The 24691-nt window shown below is 63.0% G+C and carries 25 protein-coding genes; 8 read left to right on the plus strand and 17 right to left on the minus strand.

What is annotated here, in order from left to right:
* Window positions 1–63: 63 nt before the first annotated feature.
* On the minus strand, window positions 64–561 hold the full coding sequence (locus HV753_RS07525) for an anti-virulence regulator CigR family protein (protein WP_175173839.1): 498 nt from the start codon (window positions 559–561) through the stop codon (window positions 64–66).
* A 123-nt stretch (window positions 562–684) separates the two neighbouring features.
* Entirely contained in the window at window positions 685–1323 is a 639-nt protein-coding gene (locus tag HV753_RS07530; protein ID WP_175173840.1) for a hypothetical protein, read from the minus strand.
* 174 nt (window positions 1324–1497) lie between these two features.
* Between HV753_RS07530 and HV753_RS07535 the strand changes: the two genes are divergently transcribed.
* Window positions 1498–1776, plus strand: a complete 279-nt coding sequence (locus tag HV753_RS07535; RefSeq protein WP_175173841.1) for a hypothetical protein — start codon at window positions 1498–1500, stop codon at window positions 1774–1776.
* Window positions 1777–2317: 541 nt separating this feature from the next.
* Complete coding sequence (locus HV753_RS07540; protein WP_175173842.1) at window positions 2318–2482, plus strand: hypothetical protein; 165 nt, start codon at window positions 2318–2320, stop codon at window positions 2480–2482.
* A 59-nt stretch (window positions 2483–2541) separates the two neighbouring features.
* On the opposite strand, the gene HV753_RS07545 is transcribed toward HV753_RS07540, so the two are convergent.
* From HV753_RS07545 to cyoA, 8 genes are all read right to left on the minus strand, one after another.
* Window positions 2542–3669 (minus strand): glycosyltransferase family 4 protein, encoded by a 1128-nt coding sequence (locus HV753_RS07545; protein ID WP_175173843.1) that lies wholly within the window; start codon window positions 3667–3669, stop codon window positions 2542–2544.
* A complete protein-coding gene (locus tag HV753_RS07550; RefSeq protein ID WP_175173844.1) occupies window positions 3644–4600 on the minus strand; it encodes a glycosyltransferase family 9 protein in 957 nt (318 codons plus the stop codon). Before HV753_RS07550 ends, HV753_RS07545 begins: the two co-directional genes overlap by 26 nt.
* Before the next feature lie 215 nt (window positions 4601–4815).
* The gene (gene ykgO / locus HV753_RS07555; RefSeq protein WP_175173845.1) at window positions 4816–4956 is read right to left on the minus strand and encodes a type B 50S ribosomal protein L36; all 141 of its coding nucleotides are present in this window, start codon (window positions 4954–4956) and stop codon (window positions 4816–4818) included.
* A 169-nt stretch (window positions 4957–5125) separates the two neighbouring features.
* On the minus strand, window positions 5126–6244 hold the full coding sequence (locus HV753_RS07560; protein ID WP_175173846.1) for an aminotransferase class I/II-fold pyridoxal phosphate-dependent enzyme: 1119 nt from the start codon (window positions 6242–6244) through the stop codon (window positions 5126–5128).
* 7 nt (window positions 6245–6251) lie between these two features.
* Window positions 6252–6641, minus strand: coding sequence for a cytochrome o ubiquinol oxidase subunit IV (gene cyoD / locus HV753_RS07565; protein WP_175173847.1), 390 nt, complete (start codon window positions 6639–6641; stop codon window positions 6252–6254).
* A complete protein-coding gene (gene cyoC / locus HV753_RS07570) occupies window positions 6638–7264 on the minus strand; it encodes a cytochrome o ubiquinol oxidase subunit III (protein ID WP_246288191.1) in 627 nt (208 codons plus the stop codon). The genes cyoD and cyoC overlap by 4 nt, the downstream gene beginning before the upstream one ends.
* Window positions 7265–7267: 3 nt before the next feature.
* The gene (cyoB, locus tag HV753_RS07575) at window positions 7268–9244 is read right to left on the minus strand and encodes a cytochrome o ubiquinol oxidase subunit I (RefSeq protein ID WP_175173848.1); all 1977 of its coding nucleotides are present in this window, start codon (window positions 9242–9244) and stop codon (window positions 7268–7270) included.
* Window positions 9229–10200, minus strand: coding sequence for a ubiquinol oxidase subunit II (gene cyoA, locus HV753_RS07580; RefSeq protein ID WP_175173849.1), 972 nt, complete (start codon window positions 10198–10200; stop codon window positions 9229–9231). Before cyoA ends, cyoB begins: the two co-directional genes overlap by 16 nt.
* Before the next feature lie 189 nt (window positions 10201–10389).
* Between cyoA and HV753_RS07585 the strand changes: the two genes are divergently transcribed.
* Window positions 10390–11778, plus strand: a complete 1389-nt coding sequence (locus tag HV753_RS07585; RefSeq protein WP_175173850.1) for an aminotransferase-like domain-containing protein — start codon at window positions 10390–10392, stop codon at window positions 11776–11778.
* 30 nt (window positions 11779–11808) lie between these two features.
* Here the strand turns inward: HV753_RS07585 and HV753_RS07590 are convergent, their stop codons facing one another.
* Window positions 11809–12708 (minus strand): LysR substrate-binding domain-containing protein, encoded by a 900-nt coding sequence (locus HV753_RS07590; RefSeq protein WP_175173851.1) that lies wholly within the window; start codon window positions 12706–12708, stop codon window positions 11809–11811.
* 224 nt (window positions 12709–12932) lie between these two features.
* On the opposite strand from HV753_RS07590, the gene HV753_RS07595 reads away from it, so the two are divergent.
* On the plus strand, window positions 12933–13718 hold the full coding sequence (locus HV753_RS07595; RefSeq protein WP_175174622.1) for an SDR family oxidoreductase: 786 nt from the start codon (window positions 12933–12935) through the stop codon (window positions 13716–13718).
* 30 nt (window positions 13719–13748) lie between these two features.
* Complete coding sequence (locus tag HV753_RS07600; protein WP_175173852.1) at window positions 13749–14684, plus strand: dihydrodipicolinate synthase family protein; 936 nt, start codon at window positions 13749–13751, stop codon at window positions 14682–14684.
* Here HV753_RS07600 and HV753_RS07605 read toward each other — a convergent pair.
* Together HV753_RS07605 and HV753_RS07610 are read right to left on the minus strand one after the other, a co-directional pair.
* On the minus strand, window positions 14681–15739 hold the full coding sequence (locus HV753_RS07605; RefSeq protein ID WP_175173853.1) for an Ldh family oxidoreductase: 1059 nt from the start codon (window positions 15737–15739) through the stop codon (window positions 14681–14683). The genes HV753_RS07600 and HV753_RS07605 overlap by 4 nt on opposite strands.
* 138 nt (window positions 15740–15877) lie before the next feature.
* A complete protein-coding gene (locus HV753_RS07610) occupies window positions 15878–16213 on the minus strand; it encodes an Hpt domain-containing protein (RefSeq protein ID WP_175173854.1) in 336 nt (111 codons plus the stop codon).
* 292 nt (window positions 16214–16505) lie between these two features.
* Between HV753_RS07610 and HV753_RS07615 the strand changes: the two genes are divergently transcribed.
* Complete coding sequence (locus HV753_RS07615) at window positions 16506–17183, plus strand: response regulator (RefSeq protein WP_175173855.1); 678 nt, start codon at window positions 16506–16508, stop codon at window positions 17181–17183.
* 36 nt (window positions 17184–17219) lie between these two features.
* Here HV753_RS07615 and ggt read toward each other — a convergent pair whose 3' ends face one another.
* Complete coding sequence (ggt, locus tag HV753_RS07620; protein WP_217481450.1) at window positions 17220–18815, minus strand: gamma-glutamyltransferase; 1596 nt, start codon at window positions 18813–18815, stop codon at window positions 17220–17222.
* 24 nt (window positions 18816–18839) lie between these two features.
* Window positions 18840–19826 carry a Bug family tripartite tricarboxylate transporter substrate binding protein gene (locus HV753_RS07625; protein ID WP_175173856.1) on the minus strand — a complete coding sequence of 329 codons (987 nt, stop codon included), beginning with the start codon at window positions 19824–19826 and terminating at the stop codon, window positions 18840–18842.
* Between the two features lie 218 nt (window positions 19827–20044).
* Here HV753_RS07625 and HV753_RS07630 point away from each other — a divergent pair, with 218 nt between their 5' ends.
* On the plus strand, window positions 20045–20701 hold the full coding sequence (locus HV753_RS07630) for a GntR family transcriptional regulator (RefSeq protein ID WP_175173857.1): 657 nt from the start codon (window positions 20045–20047) through the stop codon (window positions 20699–20701).
* A 23-nt stretch (window positions 20702–20724) separates the two neighbouring features.
* Here HV753_RS07630 and HV753_RS07635 read toward each other — a convergent pair whose 3' ends face one another.
* Window positions 20725–21612 carry a DMT family transporter gene (locus tag HV753_RS07635; protein WP_175174624.1) on the minus strand — a complete coding sequence of 296 codons (888 nt, stop codon included), beginning with the start codon at window positions 21610–21612 and terminating at the stop codon, window positions 20725–20727.
* A gap of 43 nt (window positions 21613–21655) precedes the next feature.
* On the opposite strand from HV753_RS07635, the gene HV753_RS07640 reads away from it, so the two are divergent.
* On the plus strand, window positions 21656–22225 hold the full coding sequence (locus tag HV753_RS07640) for a helix-turn-helix domain-containing protein (RefSeq protein ID WP_175173858.1): 570 nt from the start codon (window positions 21656–21658) through the stop codon (window positions 22223–22225).
* A 38-nt stretch (window positions 22226–22263) separates the two neighbouring features.
* On the opposite strand, the gene HV753_RS07645 is transcribed toward HV753_RS07640, so the two are convergent.
* Complete coding sequence (locus HV753_RS07645; RefSeq protein WP_175173859.1) at window positions 22264–24669, minus strand: TonB-dependent siderophore receptor; 2406 nt, start codon at window positions 24667–24669, stop codon at window positions 22264–22266.
* Window positions 24670–24691 lie beyond the last annotated feature (22 nt).

The following is a 24691-nucleotide window of genomic DNA, read 5'->3' on the forward strand; positions in this document are numbered from 1 at the left end:
TTACAGCATTGGGGTGAACCAAGATTTGCGATCATTCCGACGCGCTCGCCAACACGCCAGGGCTTAGTCGAACACATTCAAGAGCACGTCGGCCACGATCGCCGTCGTGATGGCGACAAGGATCAGATCTGATCCGGCGACTTGCCATTCATAGCCCGGATAGACCGGCAGTCTGGCCAGCATGGGACCGGGAACCATCTTCTTCGCGATACCCGGAGGCAGCGGCTTTCCTCGCGCAAGATTCTTGCGGATACCGGGGGGAAGCGAGTGATAGCCTGACAGCCCATATTCTTGTGCATAGCCCCGGGCGGTCGACAGCGTTATGCCGGCGTGCTGGAGCGTTATGTTTACTCCGCCTCCATCGCCGTCTCCGCTTTTGCCCTTGGACGATTGTCCTTTGTTGCCATTGCCATTGCCATTGCCATTGCCCTTGTTGCCTTGTCCCTGTCCGGCATTGTCGGGCTTGCCTTTGCCTTCTGGCGGGGCCGCAAAGGACTGGCCGGCCAAGGCGATACAGCTGGCGGCGATGATCACGAGAACTTTCGAGCGGGGGTGTTGCATGGCTGACCTCGACGGATGTGGCAATGACGCGATTCTAGGATTACCGGCCCGGTGCAGGAGGCCTGTGTTTGATAGAAATGGTGTCTAAAAATGGCGCCTGGCAGTCATTCCCATTTCGCTGTCCTAGAACCACACGGTCACGATGAGGGTGGTGCAACCTATGATGGCCGTCACAATCATGGCGAGCGCCATGCGGGTGGCGACTTTTCGTTCGGTACGGCCAACGTTGGGGTCCGCATTGTTGGCGGCCTTGAGCTGTTCCCATGTGGATGCGGTTTGCGCCTTGTGGCTATGCAAGGCCGCCGAGGCGCTTGCACGGGCCCGCGATATCGCGGTCAGTTTCAGGGCGGGAATGGCGAGAACGACGCCAACCAGGAATGCGATTCCGGCGCCCAGCAATCCCAAGACGGGAACGGCGGCGCTGTTCGCATAGAACAGAATGATCACCACCAAGAGCCCCGTCAGGTTCAGGCACACCAGCGCCTTAAGGGCCTGCATCCCCCAGACGCCCGTTGCCTCTTCCGTGAAGTCGCCCACGGATCGCCAGTAGAGGGCGTCCTTGGATGACGCCTCGAAGAAGAAGGACAGGTCCCTGGCCAACCTCTCTTGATCCCTTTCTTCTGTGGGCGTCTCTTGATGCCACTGAATGGCAAAGTTCCTGCTGCGCTCCAAGTCCTTGTGATGGGAAAGCGCCCAAGATTCCGCCAAATCTACTGCTGAATCTTCGGTGAGCAGGCCAGCGTACTCTGTGATTCTTTTCATCGTTATCGTCCCCGTATATGAGTCATTTTACGGCGGGGAAGCCGTTGCAGAGTTGCCGGAACACAACGCCGATATCTCCTTCCCGGGGGAGTTTGCGCTGCTACCACTTGGAACGCCTTTTCCGGCCAGGGCTTGCTATAAACATGGCTGCAACAGCTATCCAGGGCCAGAAAGATGTCCATTCACACGCTGAGCCGCTACGGCGTAGCGCTCTTGTTCGCCGCACTCGTTTCCGGGTGCTCCTCGATCCTTCCTGGATCATCCAGTACCGGTTCTTCATCTCGTGCGGCCGCGGCTTCGGAGCGAGTCGTCAGCGACAATTGCAAATTTCTTCGCAGTCGGTGCATCTACGAAGGCTCATACGATGCAGGGGAACGGAACTACGCCGAGCAAGAAGCGAAGCGCCTGAACACGGCCGAACTGGAACGGCTGCGCCGCGCGTTTGGCAACTGAACGGTGGAAGCCACATTGAACGGCTTGTTATAAATTGGTCTGATGCATCTTTGTAGGGCCAGCGACAATGTCCGTTCAAACATTGAACCGCTGCGGTGTCGCGTTGCTTCTTTCCGCACGGGTTCCTGGTTGTTCCTTCCTTGGTTCCGACCGCAATTCCACCCCCGGCCGGCTTAGCGATCAATGCGGCTGGAACCGCAGCAAATGCTTGTACGAAGGCGCGTACGAATCAGGCGAAAGCGATCAGGCCGAAGACGAAGCCAGGCGTCTCAACAAGGCGGAAGCCGACCGGCTGCGGCGCAAGAATAGCGGGTGGTAAGCACTCGGCTTTTATCTCGATGATTTTTATGTCGGAATAAATCGAAATATAGTTAACCTGTTAGATACTTTCTGTCCGTTTTCATTGCCTTTACTATCGGCGATGCGTCAGATCCCTCACTACACTTCGCGATCCATATCGACGTGCGAATTTGGGATGCTGAATAGGGCAGTGGTGCTGTCAGTGGCTTCTTTGCTTGCGATCTGGCCGTCACAGAAAATAATGGACGAGATCATCTGTGTGGAGATGCCGGCCAGTACAAAAATTGTTGTGCTGATGAGTAAGAACGTCTTCATGCAATGGCGCACGCCGGTGGTCGCCGGCTGCGTCCGCGGCGAGGCTAAAAGCCTTAGCCGAATCCGGTCTGTGACTGGAGTTCGCGGCTGATCGGGTGGTCACCTTGACCTTGACTGCGCGCAGTCCTTTGCTTTGTCCTCGTCCCCGCCTCATTCCCCCCGCTTCGCCCGCTGGTACGCCTCTAGCGTGCTCTGCATCTTTGCGCTGATCCGGAAGTTCGCCTCTGCAAAGGCGCGGGCGTTGGCCACCATGGCTGCCGCTTGCGCGGGCTGGCTGCGAATCTGCATGACGCGATCTGCAAAGCCTGCGATGTCTCCTGGCGGGGCCAGCCAGCCGGTTTGCCCGGGGACGACAATTTCTGGCAATCCGCCGACATCGCTGGCGATGACTGGCCGCCCCACGGCAAAGGCCTCTGGCACGATGCGCGACCAGGCTTCGGTGGCTGACGGCACCAGCATGATGTCCGAGGCTTGAATCAGGTCGGCCACATCGGTGCGGTGGCCGGCAAACACCATGTGTTCCGCAATGCCCAGGTCCACCGCCAGTTTGTAGAGATCGTAGGCATAGGACGTGGTGCTGGGGGTTGGCATGCCCACCACCAGACCCACGGCGGGCACGCCCTGGCAACGCAAATGCTTCACGACGCGCAACAGATCGGCCTGGCCTTTTTCCGGCCGCAGCATGCCCACCGTGGTGATGACGAAAGCCTCGTAGGCTTCTGGAATCTCCAGGTCGCTTCGCATGAGCCTGCGCAGATGCCGCGCTTCGGGCACATCCAGCGTCCGGAAGAAATCGTCGCCCGCCCATTCACCCACCACGCTGATCCGATCTTCGGGAGCCAGGCGTGCCGCCAACAGTTCCTGCTTGCCGACATCGCTGGTCGCGATGACATGGTCGCAGCCGATCTTCCATTCCAACCGGCGGCGAGGAGAACTGCGCATGGGTTTGGCGAAGTGGCGTGTCCTGACGACCGAGCAGAGATCACGGCACAGCGCGGCGGTTTTGCCGTCCGCCCGGCTATGACTGTCGATGACCTGGATGCCCAGCGCTTTGACCGTGCGCCGCAGCGTCAGGACCGTGGCGGGCGAATACGCCGACTTGAAGTCGATGTCCACCGTGCTGAGTTTGCGCAGTCTAGCCTCGCGGCTGATGGCGCTGCCCGTGGGCGACGCGATGGCGACGTCGTGGCCGTGGCTCTGTAGCCAACTGGCTTGTTCAAGGGTGCGGAATTCCAGTCCGCCCAGGCTGCGTTCAGCCACCGTGTGCAGGATGCGCATGTTGCTCCAGGACTTTGCGACAGGCGCTTAGCACTTCGTCGGGCGTGATCGTGTTGATGCCGTCTTGCGGATGGCGTGGCGTGACGGCGGCCGAGTGGCTCCGATTCCAGAACCATTCCGGGTTGGGCTCGTTGAAGATTCCGACGTAAGGCACGCAAGCGCCTTGCGCGATGTGCGACGGCCCGCAGTCGTTGGCCACCACCAGGCGCGCGCGCAACATGATGGCGCTCAACTCAGGCAGGGTCTTGCAGTAGGCGATTGACAGGTCAGGGCGATCCATCGCTTCAAGCGCCGCGCGCTCGTTCGCTTCTTGTTGACCTAGCACGAACAGGAACCGGACATGGGGGCCTAGCAAGGTCCTGAGCCGTTCGGTCAGAAGAAGATAATTCGACAGGCTCCATCGTTTGAATACGCCAGCCCCGCCACCGGGAATCATGACGACATCGACGCTTTCCGTGGTGTGCCGATGCGTGCCGGCAAGTGCCTGAAAGCAGCGACGCATCGTGCTTTCCGCATCAAATTTCCGATACGAGGCCAGCAGGCGAAGGTTCGCCAGACCGATGTATTCCGCCGTGGTTTTCCGGTGGCAATGCGTCCAGATCAAATCGCTGATCCGCGCGTTGACGAAGCCCAGTCGGATCGCGGGCCGACGCAGCAGATTGATGATGCCGAAGCGTTCGCTGCTGTGATGCAGGCTGACCGATATGCGCGTTTCTTTTTTCAGGCTGCGCAGATAATCGCCGAACGTCGTCGCCCGCACGAATTCGTCCACCCAGGGCAGGGCACGATAGAAGCTGCCTACGTCGTCGCGGGCGACGACCCTGATGCGTTTGCCTGGCCACCAGGACTTCAGCTGATACAGCGCCGGTAGCGCAACGATCTGGTCGCCCAGCTGAGGCTGGCTTCTGACATAGACAACGACTTCCGACATTGGCGGCCTCCCATTCCGTGTAGTGCATGCCGTGTAGTGCGGTCTGGCGACCGCTGGCGGCAATGTATCGGGAGGGAGGCCGCAATTTTCCTGGGTATCTTTAAAGAATGTGAAGAATCGGCGGCGTGTGCTGCATACAAGTACACAATCGCGCTTTTTCGGTGACCCTCATCCAGCAGCACCGAGGTGCCTGAGGGGAGGGGCGCGGCGTTGGCCTACTTGCGCTTCGCGCCGCCCTGGCGTGCCTTGAAACGCGGGTTCGACTTGCAGATGACGTAGATCCGCCCCCGCCGTTTGACGACCTGGCAGTCGCGATGGCGGTTCTTGGCGTCTTTGAGGGAAGAAAGGACTTTCATGGGGGCTCCGTAAGAGGAAAAGGCCGGCCAGCGCTTCGTCTGTTCGACGCAGCGCGTTTTCTAATTAATATGATGTTATATCATTTCATATTCATATCGAGAAATGAAGCCATGTTCCTGGAATCCCGAAGAGAGGAAGCGGGCACGGCGCTGCGTGCCCCGTCGCCGGTCAGGGCGCGCTGGCCCCGGCGATGGCATGAGCGATCTCGGGCAGGTTGCGCTCAGTGATGAGCGAAATGCCCAGCCGCCCGGAGGGCGACACGATACGGCGATCTGGCAGGCCGGCGTCGTCCGACGGGTGTGCGCTGGGATGCAGCGCCGGGTCGTAGCTGAAGAAACCCCGTTGCTGCGTCAGATATGACCAGTCCCAGGCGGGGGACAGCCGGCACAGCGCCTTGTGCAGCGCGGTTCGCACCTGGTTGACGCGATCCCGCATGCCGGTCAGTTCGTCTTGCCACAGCTTGCGCAGGCCAGGTTGGCTGAGGATGCGGGCCACGACGCCGACCGATGCCGGCGGCGCGTCCATGCGGGTCCAGGACTGCATGGTGCGCTGTAGCGGCTGTGCCAGATCCGCCGACGGACAGTAGGCGTTCAGGCTGCCACAGCGGGCGTCCGACAGTTGGAATATCTTTGAACACGATTGCGCCACCAGCGTGAAGACGCCACGGTCGGCCATCGCGGTGACGCCGTAGTTGTCGTCATGTAGCGTGTCGCCCAGGCCCTGGTAGGCCATGTCGATGAAGGGGATGTGCCCCAACGCCTGGATGACATCGGCGATGACATTCCACTGGTCGTGGCTAAGGTCGCTGCCGGTGGGATTGTGGCAGCTGGCTTGCAGCACGATGATGCCGGGTTCCGGCAGGCGGCACAGGAAGCCGACCAGGGCGGCAACGTCCAGCTGGCGTTCGTGCGCATCGAAGTAGGGGTAATGCCCGACCGTCAGCCCGGCCTCTTCAAAGATGCGCTGATGGTTGCTCCAGCTGGGCGTGGGCAGATAGACGCGCCGGGTGGGTGGCATGCCCGCCAGCAGGTGGGCGCCCAGCGTCAAGGCATGCGTGCCGCTGGCTGCGGGATGGGTCAGGAAGCGTCGGGGGTCCTGGCCGTCGCGGCTGTCGCCGAACACCAGCCCGCCAACGGCCTCGGCGTACAGACCGGCGTCGGCGGCGGCTTGCGCCGATCCGCCCACGCGCAGTTCGGCCCGGGCCTGGCGCACGCTCTCAAACTGGGGGATATTGCCCTGGGCGTCCAGGTAGAGGGCGGGCGGATATGGCCGCAGGCGTTCCATCATGCCTTCCTTATGGGCGCAGCTTCGCCTGATCCACGGACATCTGCATGGGCATCATGTTCTCGTTGGCGTTGTGCATGACCCACAGCGAACCTGCCACGATGATGGCGATCAGCAGCGCCGTGCAGATAAAGACGCCCGTGTTGTCGCGCTGCGTGCGGGACGCGCCCAGGTGCAGGAAGTACACCAACTGCACCATCAATTGCACAATGCACAACACCACCAGGGCCAGCAACCGGCCTTCTCGCGGCACCAGGTCCGTCATGACCGCACCGAACGAGGCCAGCGTCAGCACAAGCGACAGCAGGAAGCCGACGATATAGCTCTTCAGGCTGCCGTGCGAAGCGTCATGCGTGTTCGCGTGCGCGCCTTGGGGGGAAGGATGGGTGATCGTGCTCATACGAACTCGCGCAGGTAGACAAAGGTGAAGACGCAGATCCAGACCAGGTCCAGGAAGTGCCAGAACATCGACAGGCAGGACAGGCGGCGCGTGACGATGCCGTCCAGGCCGAAGCGGTGCACCTGGTGCATCAGGACGAGGATCCAGATCAGGCCGAACGACACGTGCAGCCCGTGCGTGCCGACCAGCGTGAAGTAGGCCGACAGGTATGCGCTGGTGCTGGGGCTGGCGCCCTCGGCCAGCAGCACCGAGAACTCATAAAGCTCCATCGCGATGAAGCCGGCGCCCACCAGGAAGGTGATGCCCAGCCAGGTGATGACTTGCTGCTTGCGTCCGGCCTGCATGCCCAGCATGGCCACGCCGAAGGTGAAGCTGCTGATCAGCAGCAGCATCGTTTCGCCCAGCACGAAGGGCAGGTGGAACAGTTCCGCGCCGGTGTGCCCGCCCGCAGTGCTATTGCCCAGCACCGCGAAGGTGGCGAACAGCACGGCGAAGATCAGGCAATCACTCATCAGGTAGATCCAGAACCCCATCGTGGTCTTGGATCCGTCGTCGTGATGTTCTTCGTGCCCGTCGTGCGCAGCGTGCGCGCCCGGGGCGTTGCTCAGGGTCAGATGGCTCATGGCTTACGCGGCCTCTTGCAGTCGGTCATAGCGGGCGTTCTCGATTCTCTCGACTTCCGCCGCAGGGATGTAGAAGTCCACGTCGCGGTCATAGCTGCGCACCACGAAGGTGACAACGATGGCGATGAGGCTGCCCGCCGCCACGGCCCACATGTGCCAGACCAGGGCAAAGCACAGCAGCAGGCCCCACATCGAAATGACGAAGCCCACCGCGGTGTTGCGCGGCATATGGATGGGGTCGTACTTGGCCGGGCGCACATAGGCGCGGCCCGACTGCTTGTTGTCCCAATGCTGCTCCAGCGACGTGATTTCCGGCGTCACGGCAAAGTTGTAGGACGGCACCGGTGACGCGGTGGCCCATTCCAGGCTGCGCGCATCCCAGGGGTCGCCCGTGAGGTCGCGGTTCTGCTTGCGGTCCCGGATGCTGACGGCGATCTGGATCAACAACGCCAGGATGCCCAGGCCGATGATGACCGCGCCAACCAGCGCCACGATCAGGTAGGGTTGCCAGTCCGCGTGCGGGTAGTGGTTCATGCGGCGCGTCATGCCCTTGAACCCCAGGATGTACAGCGGCATGAAGGCCAGGAAGAAGCCGATCAGCCAGCACCAGAACGACGTCTTGCCCCAGAATTCATTCAAGGTGAATCCATACACCTTGGGGAACCAGAACGTCAGGCCCGCCAGGCAGCCGAACACCACGCCGCCGATGATGACGTTATGGAAGTGGGCAACCAGGAACAAGCTGTTGTGCAGCACGAAGTCGGCGCCCGGTACGGCAAGCAGCACGCCCGTCATGCCGCCGATGGCGAACGTCACCATGAAGCCGATCGTCCACAAGGTGGCGGAGTGGTAGCGGATCCGGCCGCGGAACATCGTGAACAGCCAGTTGAACAGCTTCACGCCGGTGGGAATCGAAATGATCGACGTCATGATGCCGAAGAAGGCATTCACGTTGGCGCCCGAGCCCATGGTGAAGAAGTGGTGCAGCCAGACGAAGAACGACAGGATGCCGATGGACGACGTGGCGTACACCATCGACTTGTAGCCGAACAGCGGCTTGCGCGAGAACGTGGCGATGATTTCCGAGAAGGCGCCAAACGCCGGCAAGATCAGGATGTAGACCTCGGGGTGTCCCCAGATCCAGATCAGGTTGATGTACATCATCGCGTTTCCACCAAGTTCGTTGGTGAAGAAATGCATGTCGAAGTACCGGTCCATCGTCAGCAGCGCCAAGGTCGCCGTCAGCACGGGGAACACCGCCACGATCAGGATGTTGGTGATCAGCGCGGTCCACGTGAACACCGGCATCTTCATCAGATTCATGCCCGGGGCGCGCATGCGCAGGATGGTCACGATGAAGTTGATGCCCGACAGCGTGGTTCCCAGCCCCGATATCTGCAAGGACCAGATGTAGTAGTCCACCCCGACCGTCGGACTGTATTGCAACCCAGATAGTGGCGGATACGCGACCCAGCCCGTGGCGGCGAAGTCGCCCACGAACATCGAGATCATGACCAGGATGGCGCCCACGGCCGACAGCCAGAAACCCAGCGAATTCACCAGCGGATAAGCCACGTCGCGCGCGCCGATTTGCAGCGGCACGACCACGTTCATCAGTCCCAGGATCAACGGGGTGGCCACGAAGAAGATCATGATGACGCCGTGCGCCGTGAAGATCTGGTCGTAGTGATGCGGCGGCAGATAGCCGGCGGCGTCGCCCACGGCCATCGCTTGCTGGGCGCGCATCATGATGGCGTCGGCAAAGCCGCGCAGCAGCATGATCAGCGCCAGGATGATGTACATCGCACCGATGCGCTTGTGGTCGACGGTGGTGATCCACTCGGTCCAGATGTAGCCCCATTTCCGGTAGTACGTCATGGCGGCCACCAGGGCCAGGCCGAGCAGGATGACGACTCCCAGCGTGCCCATGATGATGGGCTCGTGATAGGGGACCGCCTCTAGGGTCAGTTTGCCGAACATAGTTCGCTCGCTATTGCTTGTTCCAGGGATTGCGTAAGCGCCAGTTGCCTGGCGGTTGCGCGCGGGGTGCCGTGGTCGTGCATGTACAGGTTGACGATGGTGTCGAACAACGCAGGTTGCACTTGCGAATACACGGCCGGTTCCATGCGCCCGCTGGGCTGTGCCAGGCGTTCATAGGCGGCGGCGTCCAGTTTCTGCGGCGCGTTCTGCGCCTGCTTGATCCAGGCGTCGAAGTCCGCGCGCGAGGTCGCGTGGGTCAGAAAGTGCATGTCGGAAAAGCCCGGGCCGCTATAGGCGGCGGACAGACCCGGGAAATCGCCGGGCTCGTCGGCGATCAGGTGCAGGCGCGTTTGCATGCCCGCCATCGCGTAGATCTGCGTGCCCAGTTGCGGAATGAAGAAGGAGTTCATCATTGACTGGGCGGTCAGCTTGAATTCCAGCGGGGTACCCACCGGAACCGGCAATTGGTTGATGGTGGCCACGCCGTAGTCGGGGTAGATGAACAGCCACTTCCAGTCCAGCGCCACGACTTCGATGCGCAGCGGCGTCACTTCGGACTCCAGCGGTTTGTAGGGGTCCAGTTCGTGCGTGGTCTTCCAGATCAACACGCCCAGGATGGCCACGATGATGCAGGGTATGGTCCAGACGACGACTTCGATGGTCGTCGAATGCGACCACTTCGGTTCGTAGCGCGCGCGGGTGTTCGTTTCGCGGTAGCGCCAGCCGAAGTACAGCGTCAGCAGGATCACGGGGATCACCACCAGCAGCATCAGGCCCGAGGCGATCAGGATCAGGTTCTTGGTCTGGACGCCGATGTCGCCCTTGGGCGCGAACAGGGCCCAGTCGCAGCCGCTTAGCAACACGGGCAGCAGGGCGGCGCAGGCGACGCGGGGCGCGGCGCGCAGGCAGGATGCCCGGGCGCCGGCCAAGCGGGCCCAGGGTCTAGAGTTGGACATGTGATATCCCTTGGTTAAGGACACTAAGTCCACACATCAGCCAGGGATTGGGTCGGGCAGGCGCGCAACAGCATCTGTCCGGCATAAAGCCGTACAAGATTTCTAATGTATGGACTTAATTCAAGTTTGTTGCCATACTAATTGATTAATATCATCCATACATTGCGACATTCTGGCGCAGGTATATCCATGCAAGAAGAAGATTTGTATGCAATTTGGCCGCAAAATCTGACGCGCGGCGGGGGCCCTCGCTATCGTCAGATCGCGGATTTCATCGAGCGCGCCGTCGCTGAAAACCAGCTTCAGCCGGGCGACCGCCTGCCGCCGCAACGGGGGCTGGCCCAACGGCTGGGCGTGGATTTGACGACCGTCACGCGGGCCTACGCCGAAGCGGGGCAGCGCGGCCTGTTGGATCCGCGTGGAGCCTCGGGCACCTTCATCGCCCGGCCGCCCGCGCAAGCCGCGCAACTGATCGATCTGGGCATGAACATGCCGCCCGCGCCGCTGGGCTGTGACCTGCAAGATCTGGTGCAGCGCGGGCTGGCCAAGGTGATGGACCGCCACGACGTCAACGTGATGATGGCCTATCACCTGGCAGGCGGCGGCCCGGAAGCCCGTGCGGCCGGCGCGCAATGGCTGGCGCAGGCCGTCGGGCCGATTGACCCCGCGCTGGTGCTGGTGTGCCCCGGGGCGCAGGCCGCGCTGGCCGCCTTGATCCTGGCGTACAGCCAGCCAGGGGACCCGATCATCGCTGAACCGCTGGTGTATCCGGGGCTGCTTAGCGCCGCGCGGCATCTGGGCCGCGAAGTGCTGGCTGCCGAGGTCGATGGCGACGGCATGACGCCCGCCGGGCTGGAACGCGCCTGCCGCGAAAGCGGTAGCAGGCTGGTCTATCTGAACCCTACTTTGCAGAACCCCACCACGCACACGATGAGCGCGCGGCGCCGGCGCGATCTGGTTCGTTCGGCCTCGGCTTGTGGCGCCCGCATTATCGAGGATGACCCCTACCGCTTGTTCCTGGACGACGCGCCGCCGCCCTTGGCCAGCTATGCCCCGGCGTCGGTGTTCCATATCGCCACGCTGGCCAAGTGCCTGACGCCGGGTTTGCGCACCGCCTTCGTGCTAAGTCCCGATCAGGACAGCCGCGAACGGGTACTGGCCGCCATGCGTTCGTTCGCGCTGATGGCTACGCCCTTGATGGGCGCCTTGACCACGCAATGGATCACAAGCGGCGCCGCGGATGCGGTGCTGAACGGCGTGCGGGCCGAAGCCCAGGCCCGTCAACGGCTAGCGCGCCAACTGCTGCCCGGCCCGTTTCACGCCAATCCGGCCGGCATCCATCTGTGGCAGGTGTTGCCGCCGCAATGGACGGCTTTGGACCTGGCTCGCGTGGCGCGGGACGAAGGCCTGAGCGTGACGTCGTCCGATGCCTTCCAAGTGGGACAAGCGCCGGGCCACAACGCCATTCGTATTTCGCTGGGCGGCGTGAAAGACCGCCAGGAACTGGCCCTGGCGCTGGAACGTCTGGCCGAATTGATGCGCCGACGGCCGCACGCGCGGCGTGATCCGATCGTGTAAGGGGTCCGCGCAAGAGGTCAGCGCAAAGGCTCAGCGCGCCTGGCCGCTTTCCTCCAGCAGCCAGTCCCTGAACGCCGCGACCGGTGGGGTGGCAAGTTTGTCCGGCGGCGCCAGGAAGAAATAACCCGCGCCGGTGCTGAAGGATTCGTCAAGGGCGGGTGCCAGCACGCCCTGGCGCAGTTCGTCTTCCACCAGGAACGTCGGCAGCAGCCCGATGCCAATGCCTGACGCCACCGCCTGGATCAAGTGGGTGGTCAGTTCAAATTGCGCGCCCCAACGCATCGTCCGCACGGGCAGGCCGTGCGCTTCAAACCAGCGCTGCCATACCGCAGGGCGGGCGGCGACTTGAAGCAAGCTGTGCTGCGCCAGATCGGCCGGCTTGCGAATAGGGTGGCTGGCCAGAAGCGTGGGGCTGATCACCGGGATGAGGTGTTCGTCCATCAAGCGGTAAGACGCCAGCCCCGGCCAATCACCATCACCCACGGCGATGACGGCGTCGATGCCGGCCAGGTCCAGATCAAAGCGCGTGACCCGGGAATGCAGGTGGACCAGGATGCCGGGGTGCTGCGCGTAGAAGCGGTTTAGCCGGGGCATCAGCCATTTCGCGGTAAAGGTGGGCAACGCTGCCAGGTGGAAGGCGCCGCGCCCGGTGCGGTACGAGATCGCTTGCAGCGATGCGCTGCGGATGCGTTGCAGGGCCGCTTCCAGTTCCTTCTGATACCGCATGCCGACCTCGGTCAGCAGAATGCGCCGTTTCTCGCGCCGGAACAGCGCTACTTCCAGCAGATCTTCCAGCGCCTGCACTTGCCGGCTGACGGCGCTTTGGGTCAAGGCCAGCTCGGTTGCGGCACGGGTGAAGCTGAGATGACGCGCACTGGCTTCAAACGCCAGCAGCAGCGACATGGACGGGGTCAAGCGGCGCGGATTCATTCTGGAAATACATGAGCGAGGGGGCGTTCACTATACCGTGAGGGCGCGGTCCCCAATGATGAAACTCAAGGCGGACGCCGAAACCTGTCTGGCTAGTTCATTCATAAAATGAATGATGTGCCTGCGTATTTTCCATTTTTACAACGACATTGCTTGACCGAAAATAAGACCAAAGGACGGGCGCGCATGGGCCGGTCCAGGCTGGATCGACAACGGAGGTAATGATGGATTTGGGTATCAAGAACAAGATCGCGCTGGTGTTGGGCGGCGGGGGCGGGCTGGGTAGCGCCATTGCCGAATCGCTGGCTCAGGAAGGGGCGCGCGTGGTGGTGGCCGATCTGAACCTGGACGCGGCGACCGCCACGGCGGACAAGATCAAGGCCAGCGGACTGACCGCGATTCCCATGCAATGGGATCTGCGCGCCTTGGATGCGATCGACAGCCAGGTCGCGTGGATCGAGTCCCAGGTGGGCCCCGTCGATATCCTGGTCAACAACACGGGCGGCCCGCCGCCGACGCCTTCGTCCGGTCAGGCCGCCGACCTGTGGCGCGAACACTTTGAGGGCATGGTGTTGTCCGTCATCAAGCTGACTGACCGCGTGCTGCCCGGCATGCGTGAACGGCAATGGGGCAGGATCATCACAAGCACCTCGTCTGGCGTGATCGCGCCGATTGCCAACCTGGGTATCTCCAACGCCCTGCGCATGTCCCTGGTGGGCTGGTCCAAGACCCTGGCGCGCGAAGTGGGCCAGGACGGCATCACGTCGAACATCGTGCTGCCCGGACGCATCGCCACCGCCCGCATTACCTTCCTGGATGAAGCGCGCGCCAAGCGCGAAGGACGCAGCGCGGAAGACGTCAGCCGCGAAAGCACGGCCAGCATCCCGGTAGGGCGCTATGGCAATCCGAAGGAATATGGCGACGCCGTGGCCTTCCTGGCCAGTGCCCGCGCCAGCTACATTACCGGATCGACGATCCGCGTGGACGGCGGCCTGATCGCCAGTATCTGAACGCCATCAAGACACTCAAGGACTTTGACGATGACATTGACAGCTGATGCCAAAGGCGTGTTTCCGATCGCGCCCACCCCGTTCTTCGATGATGGCGCGGTGGACCATGCGTCGATCGACCGGATGATGGATTTCTACCAGTCTTGCGGCGCGACCGGCTTGACGGTGCTGGGCCAGTTGGGTGAGGCGCCGAAACTGGATTTCGCGGAATCGCTGGAGATTGCCTCGCAAGTGATCGGCAAAGCCGGCGGCATGCCCATCGTGGTGGGCGTGTCGGCGCCGGGCTTCGCGTCCATGCGCTCGCTGACGCGCGCGGTGATGGACCGCGGCGCGGCCGGCGTGATGATCGCGCCGCCCAACACCTTGCGTACCGACGACCAGATCGTCACCTACTACCATCAAGCCGTCGAAGCCATCGGCGACGATGTGCCGTTCGTGCTGCAAGACTATCCGCTGACGTTTTCCGTGCAGATGGCCCCGTCGGTCATCCGGCGCATCGTGACCGATCTGGCGTCGTGCGTGATGTTGAAGCACGAAGACTGGCCCGGCCTGGAAAAGATCTCGGCGTTGCGCCGCTTCGAGGCCGAAGGCGCGATGCGCCACATCTCGATCCTGTGCGGCAACAACGGCCTGTTCCTGGATTACGAGATGGCGCGCGGGGCCGATGGCGCCAACACCGGCTACTGCTTTCCGGACATGCTGTGCGACTTCGTAAAGTGGGTCGGCGAGGGCAAGACGGAAGCCGCGCATGATCTGTTTGACGCGCACCTGCCGCTGTTGCGCTACGAGCAGCAGCCAGGCGTGGGCCTGGCGGTGCGCAAGTATGTGATGATGCGCCGGGGCATCCTGTCCAGCGCGGCGCAACGCCGTCCAGGTGGCGCGCTGACGCCCCAGGCGAAGGTCGAAGTCGACCATCTGCTGACTCGCCTGGGCAAGCACGATCCGCGCGCAAGAAACCTGGTCTAAGCCTGGGGTGAAGGCGTTGCGCCCAGGCTCTTGATTTCGTCGTACAGAGCCCGGTTGACCCAAACGCCTTCCCGTTCGCTCTTGGCGCGCGCGATGAACCGTCGTTCAGAGGGCAGGCGGGCGCCCTGGCCGCTGATGGCGTCCAGCATGGCTTCGGCGCCAGCGGTATTGATGGCGCGCTGCCCACGGCCAAGAATGTCCGGGTCCAGTGCGATCAGCAGTTCGCCGTGCAGGGGCGTGCCCCCGGTGGAGCCATCGAAGGCTTGCGATTGCAGGCTGGTCCAGTCGCCGATCAACGGGCCTGCCAGCAGTTCGATCATGGTGGACAGCGCCGACCCCTTGTAAGAGCCGAAGGTCAGCATCGCGCCGTCAAGCCCGGCGGCGGCGTCGGTGGTCGGTTGCCCGTTCTTGTCGATCGCCCAGCCTTCGGGAATGGGCTTGCCGGAGCGGCGGTGCAATTCGATTTCGCCGCGTGCCACCATGCTGGTGGCAAAGTCGAACACATACGGATTGCCGCCGGGACGCGGCCAGGCGAATGCCAGCGGGTTGGTGCCGAACACGGGGCGCGTCCCGCCGGCCGGTGCCACCCAGCTGTGGCTGGGCGTCATGGCGATGCCGGCCAGTCCGTGCTGCGCGATGGCTTCGACTTCCGGCCACAAGGCCGAAAAGTGGAAGCAGTTATTGATCGCCAGCACGGCCACGCCGTTGCGTTTTGCTTTCTCCGCCAGGTGTGGCAGGCCTTCCTGGAACGCCAGCAGCGAATAGGCGCGTTGCGCATCCACTTGCACGACGCCGGCTGCGGGATGCGTGATGATGGGCTGGGCAGAGGGATCCACCAGACCTGATTTCAGCGTGCGCACGCATCCCATCAGGCGATAGAGTCCGTGCGACTGGCAATCGTCGCGCTGGCCGGCGGTGATCGTCTGCGCGATCACCGCGGCATGCGGCGCCGAAAAGCCATTCCGGCCAAGTACTTCAACCGATAAATCGTAGACCTGGTCTATCGAGAGATTGATCATGTCCGTATTCACATTGCCTCCGGTACTGCGTTGCATGGCCGGATCCTTGCGATGGATTCCGGTCGAAGAAATGCGGGGCGCGGGGCGGGCTGCGCACAGCCAGTGTAGCGGCGTTGTCCTGGCGCCGAGGCGGCGTCAGGGATAAGAACTATCAGTCCAGTTGCACTTCATCTATCAGTCCAGTTGCACTTCACGCGAAATCTGGAGGCAGGACTCGCCAAATTCGTTGATGGCCATTTCGATGCGCTGGATGCAGGCGTCGAGTGCTTGTTCGCCTTCGTTCGGATCGTCGCAGATCCGCCCTAGTTCGGTGCATCGCGCGCTCAGTTGATGGTCGCCGGTCATTTGGGCAGCGCCTTTGATGCGGTGGGCAAGCAGATGCAATGCCGCCCGGTCCCGATTCGCATAGAGCGCGCGCAACTGCTGTAGATCCTGATCATTGGCGTCGATGAAGGCATTGACCAGCGCACGGATACGCGCGGGGTCGGCGGACGTCAAGTTGCCGAGCATGCGAAACCGTTGTTCGTGGCGCTCGGATCGAGAGAGGGACGGCGTAGCGGAGGGGAAGGCAGGATGACTCATGTGCTGCCATTGTGCCGCATAGGTACTTTCGTATTCCTCCTATTTTTTTATTGGGACGGTGGCAGCAATATATTGATCTGCCGAAAGTCGTTCAACACTGGCAAAACGTCCATGCTAGGTGCTCGTCAATTGAAACACTGCGATTGATTCGTACGCAATGCTTCAAGCGTGAATGAAGATCGCCAAAGGAGTCCTGTCATGGAAGGGGGGAAATGCAACAATGCCTTCACGATATATTCGCGTCATCGTTGCCGACGATCATCCCGCCGTGGCGTTGGGGGTCAGTTATGAGCTGGGGTTGGACCCAGCCATCGACGTCATCGGCTGTGTTGAGAATTCCACCGATTTGATTGCCCGGCTTGAGTCGCAGGAATGCGATGTCGTGGTGTCCGACTACACGATGCCGGGCGGAAAATATGGCGATGGACTGGGGCTGATTTCATTGTTGCGGCGGCGCTATCCCGCACTGCACATTGCCGTGCTGACCATGGTCTCCAATCCCACGCTGATCCGCGCGCTGCTGGGCTACGAAAACCTTTGCGTGCTGAGCAAGTCGGATTCCACCGCCCACATCATCAATGCGGTCCACGCAATGTTCCAGGGCAGAACGTACCATTCGCCGACGATCCAGCACATGGCTGCGAATCAGGCGTTTTCCTTGACGCGGGCGCGATTGACCAAGCGTGAAGCCGAAATCGTGCGGCTGTTCTGTGCAGGCGCCACCGTGACCGAGATTTCGGAGCGGTCGCATCGCAGCGTGCAGACCGTGAGTTCGCAGAAAAGAAGCGCCATGAGAAAGCTGGGCCTGGAACGCGACGCCGACCTGATCAGGTACGGCGTCGACGCAGTGCAAACCCAACTGAAGGACGGCGAATGCCAGATGCTTGCGCGGGCGTAGCAGGCTGCCTGGAGCGGGGCCTGAACGCCTGCCTGGTCAGAAGCCGACGGCCTGGCCGTCGCGCCGCGAGTCGGAGGCGGCGACATAGCCGCCTTGCGGCAAGCGGCAGATGAGTTGGGCTGAGCCGAATTCCAGGCTGTCGACGGGCGCAACGGCCACGTTGTGGCCACGGGCGCGCAGCGCCTCCACCACATCCGACGGCAGGTGTGACTCCACATTGACGACCGGACCCTTCTCCACGCGAAAGCGCGGCGCATCGCTCATTGCCTGCGGATTCTGGCCGAATGCGGCCAGGCGCGTGACCATCTGTAGATGACCTTGCGCTTGCATCGATCCGCCCATCACGCCGAACGACATCAGCGGTTGCCCGCCGCGCGTCACGAATGCGGGGATGATCGTATGCATGGGTTTCTTGCGCGGAGCGACCTGGTTGGCGTGCCCTGGCGTCAAGACGAAATTCAGTCCCCGGTTGTGCAGGCTGATGCCGGTGCCGGGCACGACCACGCCCGAACCGAAGCCGTGATAGTTGGACTGGATGAAGGACACCATCGTGCCATTCGCATCCGCCGCGGTCAGGTACACCGTGCCGCCGGTGGCGGGGGTGCCTGCCGTGGGCACGCTGGCGCGGTCCATGGAAATCAGGCGCGCGCGTTCGGCCAGATAGGCGCGGTCAAGCAGGGCGCGGGCGTCGGTGCGCATGTGGCGCGGGTCGGCCACGTGATGATGCAGGTCCGCAAACGCCAGCTTCATCGCTTCAATGCTGACGTGATAGTAGTCGGCGCTGTCGCGACCCATGCCTTCCAGGTCGAACTGTTCAAGCATGCCGAGCGCCATCAGCGCGGAAATGCCTTGGCCGTTGGGCGGGATTTCATGCAGCTCGACGTCGCGGAACGATTGCGAGATGGGAGTGACCCATTCGGGGCGGTGTTCGGCCAGGTCGGCGGCGCTCAGGGCGCCGCCGGTTTGGCTGGCAAAGTCCGTGATCTTGCGGGCGAGTTCGCCGCGATAGAAGCTGTCACCGCCGCTTTCAGCAATCTCGCGCAGCGTCTTGGCTTGCTCGGGAAAGCGCCACCATTCGCCAGCCTGCGGGGCACGGCCCTGCGGCAGGAAGGCGTCGGCGAAACCAGGTTCGTGCGCCAGCTTGGGTGCTTGGGTCGCCCACTGGCGCGCGATGGTGGGTGATACCGCGAAACCGTCTTCGGCATAGGCGATGGCGGGTTCAAACAATTTGGCGAACGGCAGCTTGCCGAAGCGTTCGGACAACGCCTTCCAGCCCGCCACCTGGCCGGGCACGGTGACGGTGCCCCAGCCGGTGCCGGGCATGGCGTCGCGGCCATTGAAGTAGTCGGGTGTCCATGCGGCGGGCGCGCAACCGCTGGAGTTCAAGCCATGCAGGCGGCCGTCGTGCCAGACCAGCGCGAACATGTCGCCGCCGATCCCGTTCATGACGGGTTCAACCACGGTCAGGGCAATCGCGGTGGCAATGGCGCTGTCAACGGCATTGCCACCGACCAGCAGCATGCGTAGTCCCGCCTGCGCAGCCAGCGGCTGGCTGGTCGCGACCGCATTGGCGGCCAGGACCGGCATTTTTCGGGAAGCGTACGGAAAAGACCAATCGAAGGGGGAGGACATGGATGCTGGTGCTCGTAGGAATGTTTACTGCGGGGTGATGCCGGCTTGATCGATCAATTGCTTGGTGCGCGGGATTTCGGCCTTGATGAAGGCGGCGAATTCCTCGCGGCTGCCGCCGCGCGGTTCGGCGCCGGCTTCGGCGAGCTTACCGCGCAATGCGGGATCGGCAAGCACCTTGTTGACGGCGCGGTTCAGCTTTTCGAGGATGGGGGCCGGCGTGCCTTCGGGCGCGACCAGACCGTACCACGGGGCGATGTCGTAGCCGGCGTAGCCTTGTTCCGCGATGGTGGGGATGTTCGGGGCCAGCGCCGAGCGTTGCGAATTCGACATGCCAAGTGCCAGCAGCGAGCCGCTCTTGACCTGGGGCAGGCCGGTCATGATGGTGTCGAAGTACATCGACACCTGGCCGGAGAGCAGCGCGGGAATGGCTTCGCCCGCGCCCTTGTACGGCACGTGCAGGATATCGATGCCCGCGATGGACTTCAACATTTCGCCGGCCATGTGCGAGGTGGTGCCGGTGCCAAACGAGGCATACGTCAGCTTGCCTGGGTTGGCGCGGGCATAGGCGACCATTTCGGGCAGCGTCTTGAACGGCTGCTGCGGATTGGCCAACAGGATGTTCGGTGTGTAGGCCACCATGGACACCAGCGCGAAGGCGTCGGGGTCATAGGCCAGGCGCTTTTGCAGGAAGCGGTTGGTGACGACGGCGGCGGGGCCACCCATCAGCAGCGTGTAGCCGTCCGGGGCGGAGCGGGCCACCGAGGCGCTGCCGATCGCGGCGGCGGCGCCGGGGCGGGCTTCGACGACGAAGGGCTGGCCCAGTTCGGTGGCCAGCGCGGCGCCCAGTTGGCGCGAGATCAGATCGGTGGCGGAGCCGGCTTGGAAGGGCACGACGATGCGCACGGGATGCTGCGGCCAGTCCGTGGCCGCGGCGGCGCTTTGTGCGCCGGCTTGGGCCGCGAAGGCGAAGGCAGCAGCGCCGGCCAGCGTCCGGATGAGACGAAATTTCATGGATTCCCCTTGATCGCGTTATGGAAAACAAGTGCCGCCAGGCGGGTCTGCTGCCCGTTCCGGCGCGTCGGGCGTACGGAAAAGCGCCCGCCGGAGAGGATTAGACGGGAAGGCCGGCGGGCAAGACCATAGGTATTTGCATCCATGGATCACTGGATCCAGTTTGTGTTATTTTTGCATTTATCTATCATTGCGGCTTTCCAAGCCCAGGGACGACGATGCTGCAATTTCAGAAGACAGCGATCAGTGCCGAAGACGAGGCGTACCTGCACTTGCAGCGCGAGATCCGGTTGGGCCGCTACGCGCCGGGCCAGCGGCTGGTGCCCGATGTGGTCGCCAACGAGATCGGCACCAGCCGCATGCCGGTGCGCGGCGCGTTGCGCCGGCTGGCATCCGAGGGGCTGGTGGAAATTCGTGCCAACCGTGGCGCGGTGGTGCGCGGACTGAACCAGCAAGAAATGCTGGAGGTGTTTGAGATGCGCTCGGTGCTGGAAGGCCTGGCCATGCGCAATGCCGTACTGAACATGAACGCCGAGCACGTCCGCCGCCTGGCCAGTATGCTGGATCAGCTGGAGCAGGGGTCCGGCGACTATCTGGACTGGACCACCGCCCACCGCGAATTCCACGAATACTTGTGCAGCTTCTGCCAACAGCCGCGGCTGCTCCGCCAGATTTCGGAACTGCACTCGGTGGTCGAACCGTATATGCGGTTATGGGCGGCACAGACTGGGCGCGTGCTGCGTGTGCGCGAATCGCATCAGGAATTGATCGACGCCTTGAATACCCGCGATCCCGCACGCTGCGAGGCCGCGATGCGTCAGCATGTGTTGAACACGGTGCCGGCCTTGCAGGCGTTTCTGGAACAGGCGGCCTGATAGGCCGTCAGGCCCGAGGCGCCTCAGCCCTCGTTGACCCTCACCGCAACGGGTTGCTTGCGGCGGAATTTGACTTCACTGGCCAACACGCCCGCCACGATCAAGGCGGCTCCGGCCAGCGCCAACGCCGGCAACCGGTCGCCAGCCAGGCGGCCGACGATGCCGCCCCATACCGGTTCGCCTGCGTAAATGACGGTGGCGCGGGTGGGGGACACCGATTTTTGCGCCCGATTCATGGTCAGTTGAATGATGGCGCTGGCTAGACCCAGGCCGATGGCGGCCCCCGCCCACAGCCAGGAAAACGCCGGAATCCCTTCCCCCATCACGGGCATCAGCGCAAATGACACCAGCCCGGCCGTCAGCAACTGCACGAAGGTGACGCGGCGGCTGTCCACGCGCTTGGCGAACAGGCCGATCAGGATGATTTCGGCGGCGATGGCGACGGCACCGGCCAGCGTGGCGACTTCGCCGGGGCTGAAGTTCAGCGCGCCGGCGTCCGGCCCCGCCAGCAGGATCAATCCGGTGAAGGCCAGCGCGACGCCGACCCAGCTCATCAGCCCCGGCGGACGCTTCAGCACGACCCATTGCAGCAGCGGCACGATGGGCACGTACAGCGCCGTGATGAAGGCCGATTGGCTGCTGGTGATGGTGCGCAAGCCCTGGGTTTGCAGGAAATAGCCCAGGAACAGTGCGCAACCGATGGCAATGCCTGCGCCGAGCTCAAATCGGGTCAAGCCCGCCATGTGCTTTCTGAATAGCAGCAGCGCCATCAAGCCGGCAATCGTAAATCGCAGTCCCACGAAGAACAGGGGTCCGCTATGCTGCATGGCGATATGAATAATGAGGAACGTGCTTCCCCATAGCATGGTGACCAGCACCAGGGCGATTTCCTGGCGGGATAGGGCGAACATCGAGGTTTTGGGAGTCACGGTTGACGTCAACAGCACTGAAATTATGAGCAATATACTGCACATCAAGGGGTCTGGCAGCGATGTCCTCACGCACGTCGGGGCCAATCTGCGCCGGATCCGCAAACTGGCCGGCCTGACGCAGGCGAATCTGGCCGAGGCGTCGGGTATCAGCCGGCGCATGATCGCCGGGCTGGAGGGCGGGGCGGCCAACATCAGCCTGGCCAGCCTGGACAAGCTGGCCGACGCTTTGAACGTGGGGTTTGTGGATCTGGTCAGCGACCCGGATCGCGAACGGCGCCGCATCGAGGCCATGGCCTGGCGCGGCAAGCTGCCGGGCAGCCAGGCCATGCTGCTGGGCGCGGCGCCCGCCAGTTGCGAGGCGCAATTATGGATCTGGACGCTGGCGCCGGGTGAGCAGTACGCGGCCGAACCCGACCCCGAGGGATGGCACGAGATGGTCTACGTGACCGAGGGTGCGCTACGGCTGGACCTGTCTGGCGTTTCGCAAACGGTCGCCACCGATGATTTCGCGATCTACAGCAGCGCGCAGCCTTATGCCTACTTCAACGAGGGCGATACCCGCCTGCGCTTTGTGCGCAATGTGCTGCGGTAGAGGCGCGCGAAACGGTTGCCGATTCGCGCGCCGTTGCATCAGAACTCGTACTTCAACGTAGCGACCACATTGCGCTCTTCGCCGTAGTAGCAGTAGTTCAGGCTGGCGCAAGATGCCACGTAGGTCTTGTCCAGCAGGTTGTTGGCGGCCACGCGCACGCTCATCCCCTTCAATGACGAGGACAAGCGTCCCAGGTCATAGCGCACGGACAGGTCGACGAGCGTGTAGGCCGGCACCTTCAGCGTGTTGGCGCTGTCGGCCCAACTGGTGCCCACATAGCGCACGCCCGCGCCCACGCCGAGGCCAGAGTCAAACTGGTAATCGCCCCAAAGCGAAGCCATGTGGCGCGGCGCCTGGTAAGGCGTATTGCCCGTCAGGCCTTCGGTGGATTCGCGGTACGTCATCGCGGTGAAGGTGTAGGCGGCCAGCAGCGTGAGGTTGTCGGTCAGGCGAGCCTTGCCTTCCAGTTCGATTCCGCGCGACCGGACCTTGCCGGCCGGTGCGTAGTAGGTCTGTGCCAGCACGCGGTTGGCCACGTTGTCCTGCGTCAGGTCGAAGGCCGCCATCGACACCATATTCTCGGTGCCAGGCTGCTGGAACTTCACGCCCGCTTCGTATTGCTTGCTTTGCGTGGGCGGCAGCAGATTGCCCTGCTGGTCCGTGTAGGCGTTGGGGTTGAACGATTCGCTGTAGCTCAGGTAGGGCGACACGCCGTTGTCGAACAAATAGACCAGGCCTGCGCGTTTGGTGAACTTGGATCCTCTCCAGTCCTGCTTCGTGGAGTAGTCGCCCGTGCGGTTGGATTCCTTGATGCGCACTTCATCCTGACGGCCGCTGACGGTGAAGCGCCAGCGGTCATAGGCCAGTTGGTCTTGCAGATAGAAGCCTGTCTGTTCCAGGCGGCGGTCGAAAAAGGTGCGGCTCGTGATCTGCACGTTGCCATCGGCGTAGTTGGGGTGGAATGCATCCAGGTTGGACGCGGTGCCGGAATCCCAGCGGCCGTCAGCGTGGCGGTTCTGGTAGTCCAGCCCCAGCAGCACGGTGTGCTTGACAGCACCTGTCTCGAACTTGCCTTGAATCTGGTTATCGATCGCGAAGGCGTTCAGGGATTCATCGGCGCCGGAGTAGTAACGGGTCAGTTCGGTGTCGTTGGCCCAGCCGTAGCCGTAGGCCTGCTTCAGCCTGACGTCGGAGGAGACGTAGCGCGCGTTCTGGCGGAACGTCCAGCGGTCATTGAAGCGGTGGTCCAACTGATAGCTGAAAATGCGTTCGTTGCGCTTGAATTCATTGTTGTCGGGATCGGAATCCACGAAATGGCGCGAGATGCGCTGCCCGGCATGGTCGTCGGTGATGCTGGCGTCCGCCGGCACGCCGCTGTGGAAGCCGCCGCTGGGGTCGCGTTGCAGATAGGCCTGCAACAACAGGCTGGTGTCCGGCGTGACGTTGAACATCACCTGCGGCGCAATGGCGTAGCGCTCTTCGCGGGTGTTGTTGAACTGGGTGTCGGTAGAGCGGCCCAGGCCGGTCAGGCGGTAGGCGACCTTGCCGTTGTCGTCGACGGGGCCGGCGAAGTCGAAGCCCGCGCTCTTCTGGCCCTGGGTACCGTAGGACACCTCCACCGAACGGTAGGGATCGAACAGGGGGCGCTTGCTGGTCAGTTGCACCAGGCCGCCCGGCGCGCTGCGGCCAAACAGCACGGACGAGGGCCCGCGAAACACGTCGATGCGCTCGACGAAGTACGGGTCGATCTGGATCGAGCTGAACGTGCCGGAATCGCTCAACAGCTTCAGACCGTCATAAATGGTGTTGTCGGTGCTGTTTTCGATGAACCCACGCAGCGCCACATAGTCATAGCGGTCGGCAGCGCCCACCAGCCCCGTGAATGCGCCCGGCGTGTAGCGCAACGCCTCCGTCACGCTGCGCGGCTTTTGCTCGTCGATCTGTTCGCGGGTCACGACCGAGACCGATTGCGGTATTTCACGCAACGGCGTATCGGTCTTGGTGGCGCTGGTGCTGGTGGACGCCAACAGGCCCGACGTGGGCTCCAGGGCGCCAGCAAAACCTTGGCCGCTGACACGCACGGCGGGCAGGGTGGTGGTGCCCGGTTGCGGGGCCGGCACCAGCACGTAGCCGCCCGCGCTGCGCGTGGCCGCATAGCCGCTGCCCGCCAGCAGCATGCGGAAACCTTCATCCAGCCGGTAGCGGCCTTGCAGCCCAGGGGTGGTCAAGCCCTGGATGCGATTGGCGTCCACGGAAATCGCCACGCCCGCCTGCTGGGCGTAGCGATTCAGGGCGAGAGCGAGCGGGCCGGCGGGGATGTCGTACTGGATCGCCGCGTCGGTCTGTTGCTGCGCGTGGGCGGGCAGGGCGGCGGTGCTCAGCGTGGCCAGCAACAGGCTGAAGGCCAGCGGGGTGTAGCGAAGATTCAAGGTCGGCAAGGGCATGGAAGGTTCCGTGTGCGTGAGT

Origin of the sequence: Achromobacter pestifer (genome assembly GCF_902859625.1) — a bacterium.
Classification (GTDB): domain Bacteria; phylum Pseudomonadota; class Gammaproteobacteria; order Burkholderiales; family Burkholderiaceae_B; genus Achromobacter; species Achromobacter pestifer.

Bases quoted from the DNA above. Each gene is read 5' to 3' on its own strand.
- HV753_RS07525 (WP_175173839.1), bottom strand. From the start codon at position 561: ATGCAACACCCCCGCTCGAAAGTTCTCGTGATCATCGCCGCCAGCTGT.
- HV753_RS07530 (WP_175173840.1), bottom strand. From the start codon at position 1,323: ATGAAAAGAATCACAGAGTACGCTGGCCTGCTCACCGAAGATTCAGCA.
- HV753_RS07535 (WP_175173841.1), top strand. From the start codon at position 1,498: ATGTCCATTCACACGCTGAGCCGCTACGGCGTAGCGCTCTTGTTCGCC.
- HV753_RS07540 (WP_175173842.1), top strand. From the start codon at position 2,318: ATGGACGAGATCATCTGTGTGGAGATGCCGGCCAGTACAAAAATTGTT.
- HV753_RS07545 (WP_175173843.1), bottom strand. From the start codon at position 3,669: ATGCGCATCCTGCACACGGTGGCTGAACGCAGCCTGGGCGGACTGGAA.
- HV753_RS07550 (WP_175173844.1), bottom strand. From the start codon at position 4,600: ATGTCGGAAGTCGTTGTCTATGTCAGAAGCCAGCCTCAGCTGGGCGAC.
- ykgO (WP_175173845.1), bottom strand. From the start codon at position 4,956: ATGAAAGTCCTTTCTTCCCTCAAAGACGCCAAGAACCGCCATCGCGAC.
- HV753_RS07560 (WP_175173846.1), bottom strand. From the start codon at position 6,244: ATGATGGAACGCCTGCGGCCATATCCGCCCGCCCTCTACCTGGACGCC.
- cyoD (WP_175173847.1), bottom strand. From the start codon at position 6,641: ATGAGCACGATCACCCATCCTTCCCCCCAAGGCGCGCACGCGAACACG.
- cyoC (WP_246288191.1), bottom strand. From the start codon at position 7,264: ATGAGCCATCTGACCCTGAGCAACGCCCCGGGCGCGCACGCTGCGCAC.
- cyoB (WP_175173848.1), bottom strand. From the start codon at position 9,244: ATGTTCGGCAAACTGACCCTAGAGGCGGTCCCCTATCACGAGCCCATC.
- cyoA (WP_175173849.1), bottom strand. From the start codon at position 10,200: ATGTCCAACTCTAGACCCTGGGCCCGCTTGGCCGGCGCCCGGGCATCC.
- HV753_RS07585 (WP_175173850.1), top strand. From the start codon at position 10,390: ATGCAAGAAGAAGATTTGTATGCAATTTGGCCGCAAAATCTGACGCGC.
- HV753_RS07590 (WP_175173851.1), bottom strand. From the start codon at position 12,708: ATGAATCCGCGCCGCTTGACCCCGTCCATGTCGCTGCTGCTGGCGTTT.
- HV753_RS07595 (WP_175174622.1), top strand. From the start codon at position 12,933: ATGGATTTGGGTATCAAGAACAAGATCGCGCTGGTGTTGGGCGGCGGG.
- HV753_RS07600 (WP_175173852.1), top strand. From the start codon at position 13,749: ATGACATTGACAGCTGATGCCAAAGGCGTGTTTCCGATCGCGCCCACC.
- HV753_RS07605 (WP_175173853.1), bottom strand. From the start codon at position 15,739: ATGCAACGCAGTACCGGAGGCAATGTGAATACGGACATGATCAATCTC.
- HV753_RS07610 (WP_175173854.1), bottom strand. From the start codon at position 16,213: ATGCTCGGCAACTTGACGTCCGCCGACCCCGCGCGTATCCGTGCGCTG.
- HV753_RS07615 (WP_175173855.1), top strand. From the start codon at position 16,506: ATGCCTTCACGATATATTCGCGTCATCGTTGCCGACGATCATCCCGCC.
- ggt (WP_217481450.1), bottom strand. From the start codon at position 18,815: ATGTCCTCCCCCTTCGATTGGTCTTTTCCGTACGCTTCCCGAAAAATG.
- HV753_RS07625 (WP_175173856.1), bottom strand. From the start codon at position 19,826: ATGAAATTTCGTCTCATCCGGACGCTGGCCGGCGCTGCTGCCTTCGCC.
- HV753_RS07630 (WP_175173857.1), top strand. From the start codon at position 20,045: ATGCTGCAATTTCAGAAGACAGCGATCAGTGCCGAAGACGAGGCGTAC.
- HV753_RS07635 (WP_175174624.1), bottom strand. From the start codon at position 21,612: ATGTTCGCCCTATCCCGCCAGGAAATCGCCCTGGTGCTGGTCACCATG.
- HV753_RS07640 (WP_175173858.1), top strand. From the start codon at position 21,656: ATGAGCAATATACTGCACATCAAGGGGTCTGGCAGCGATGTCCTCACG.
- HV753_RS07645 (WP_175173859.1), bottom strand. From the start codon at position 24,669: ATGCCCTTGCCGACCTTGAATCTTCGCTACACCCCGCTGGCCTTCAGC.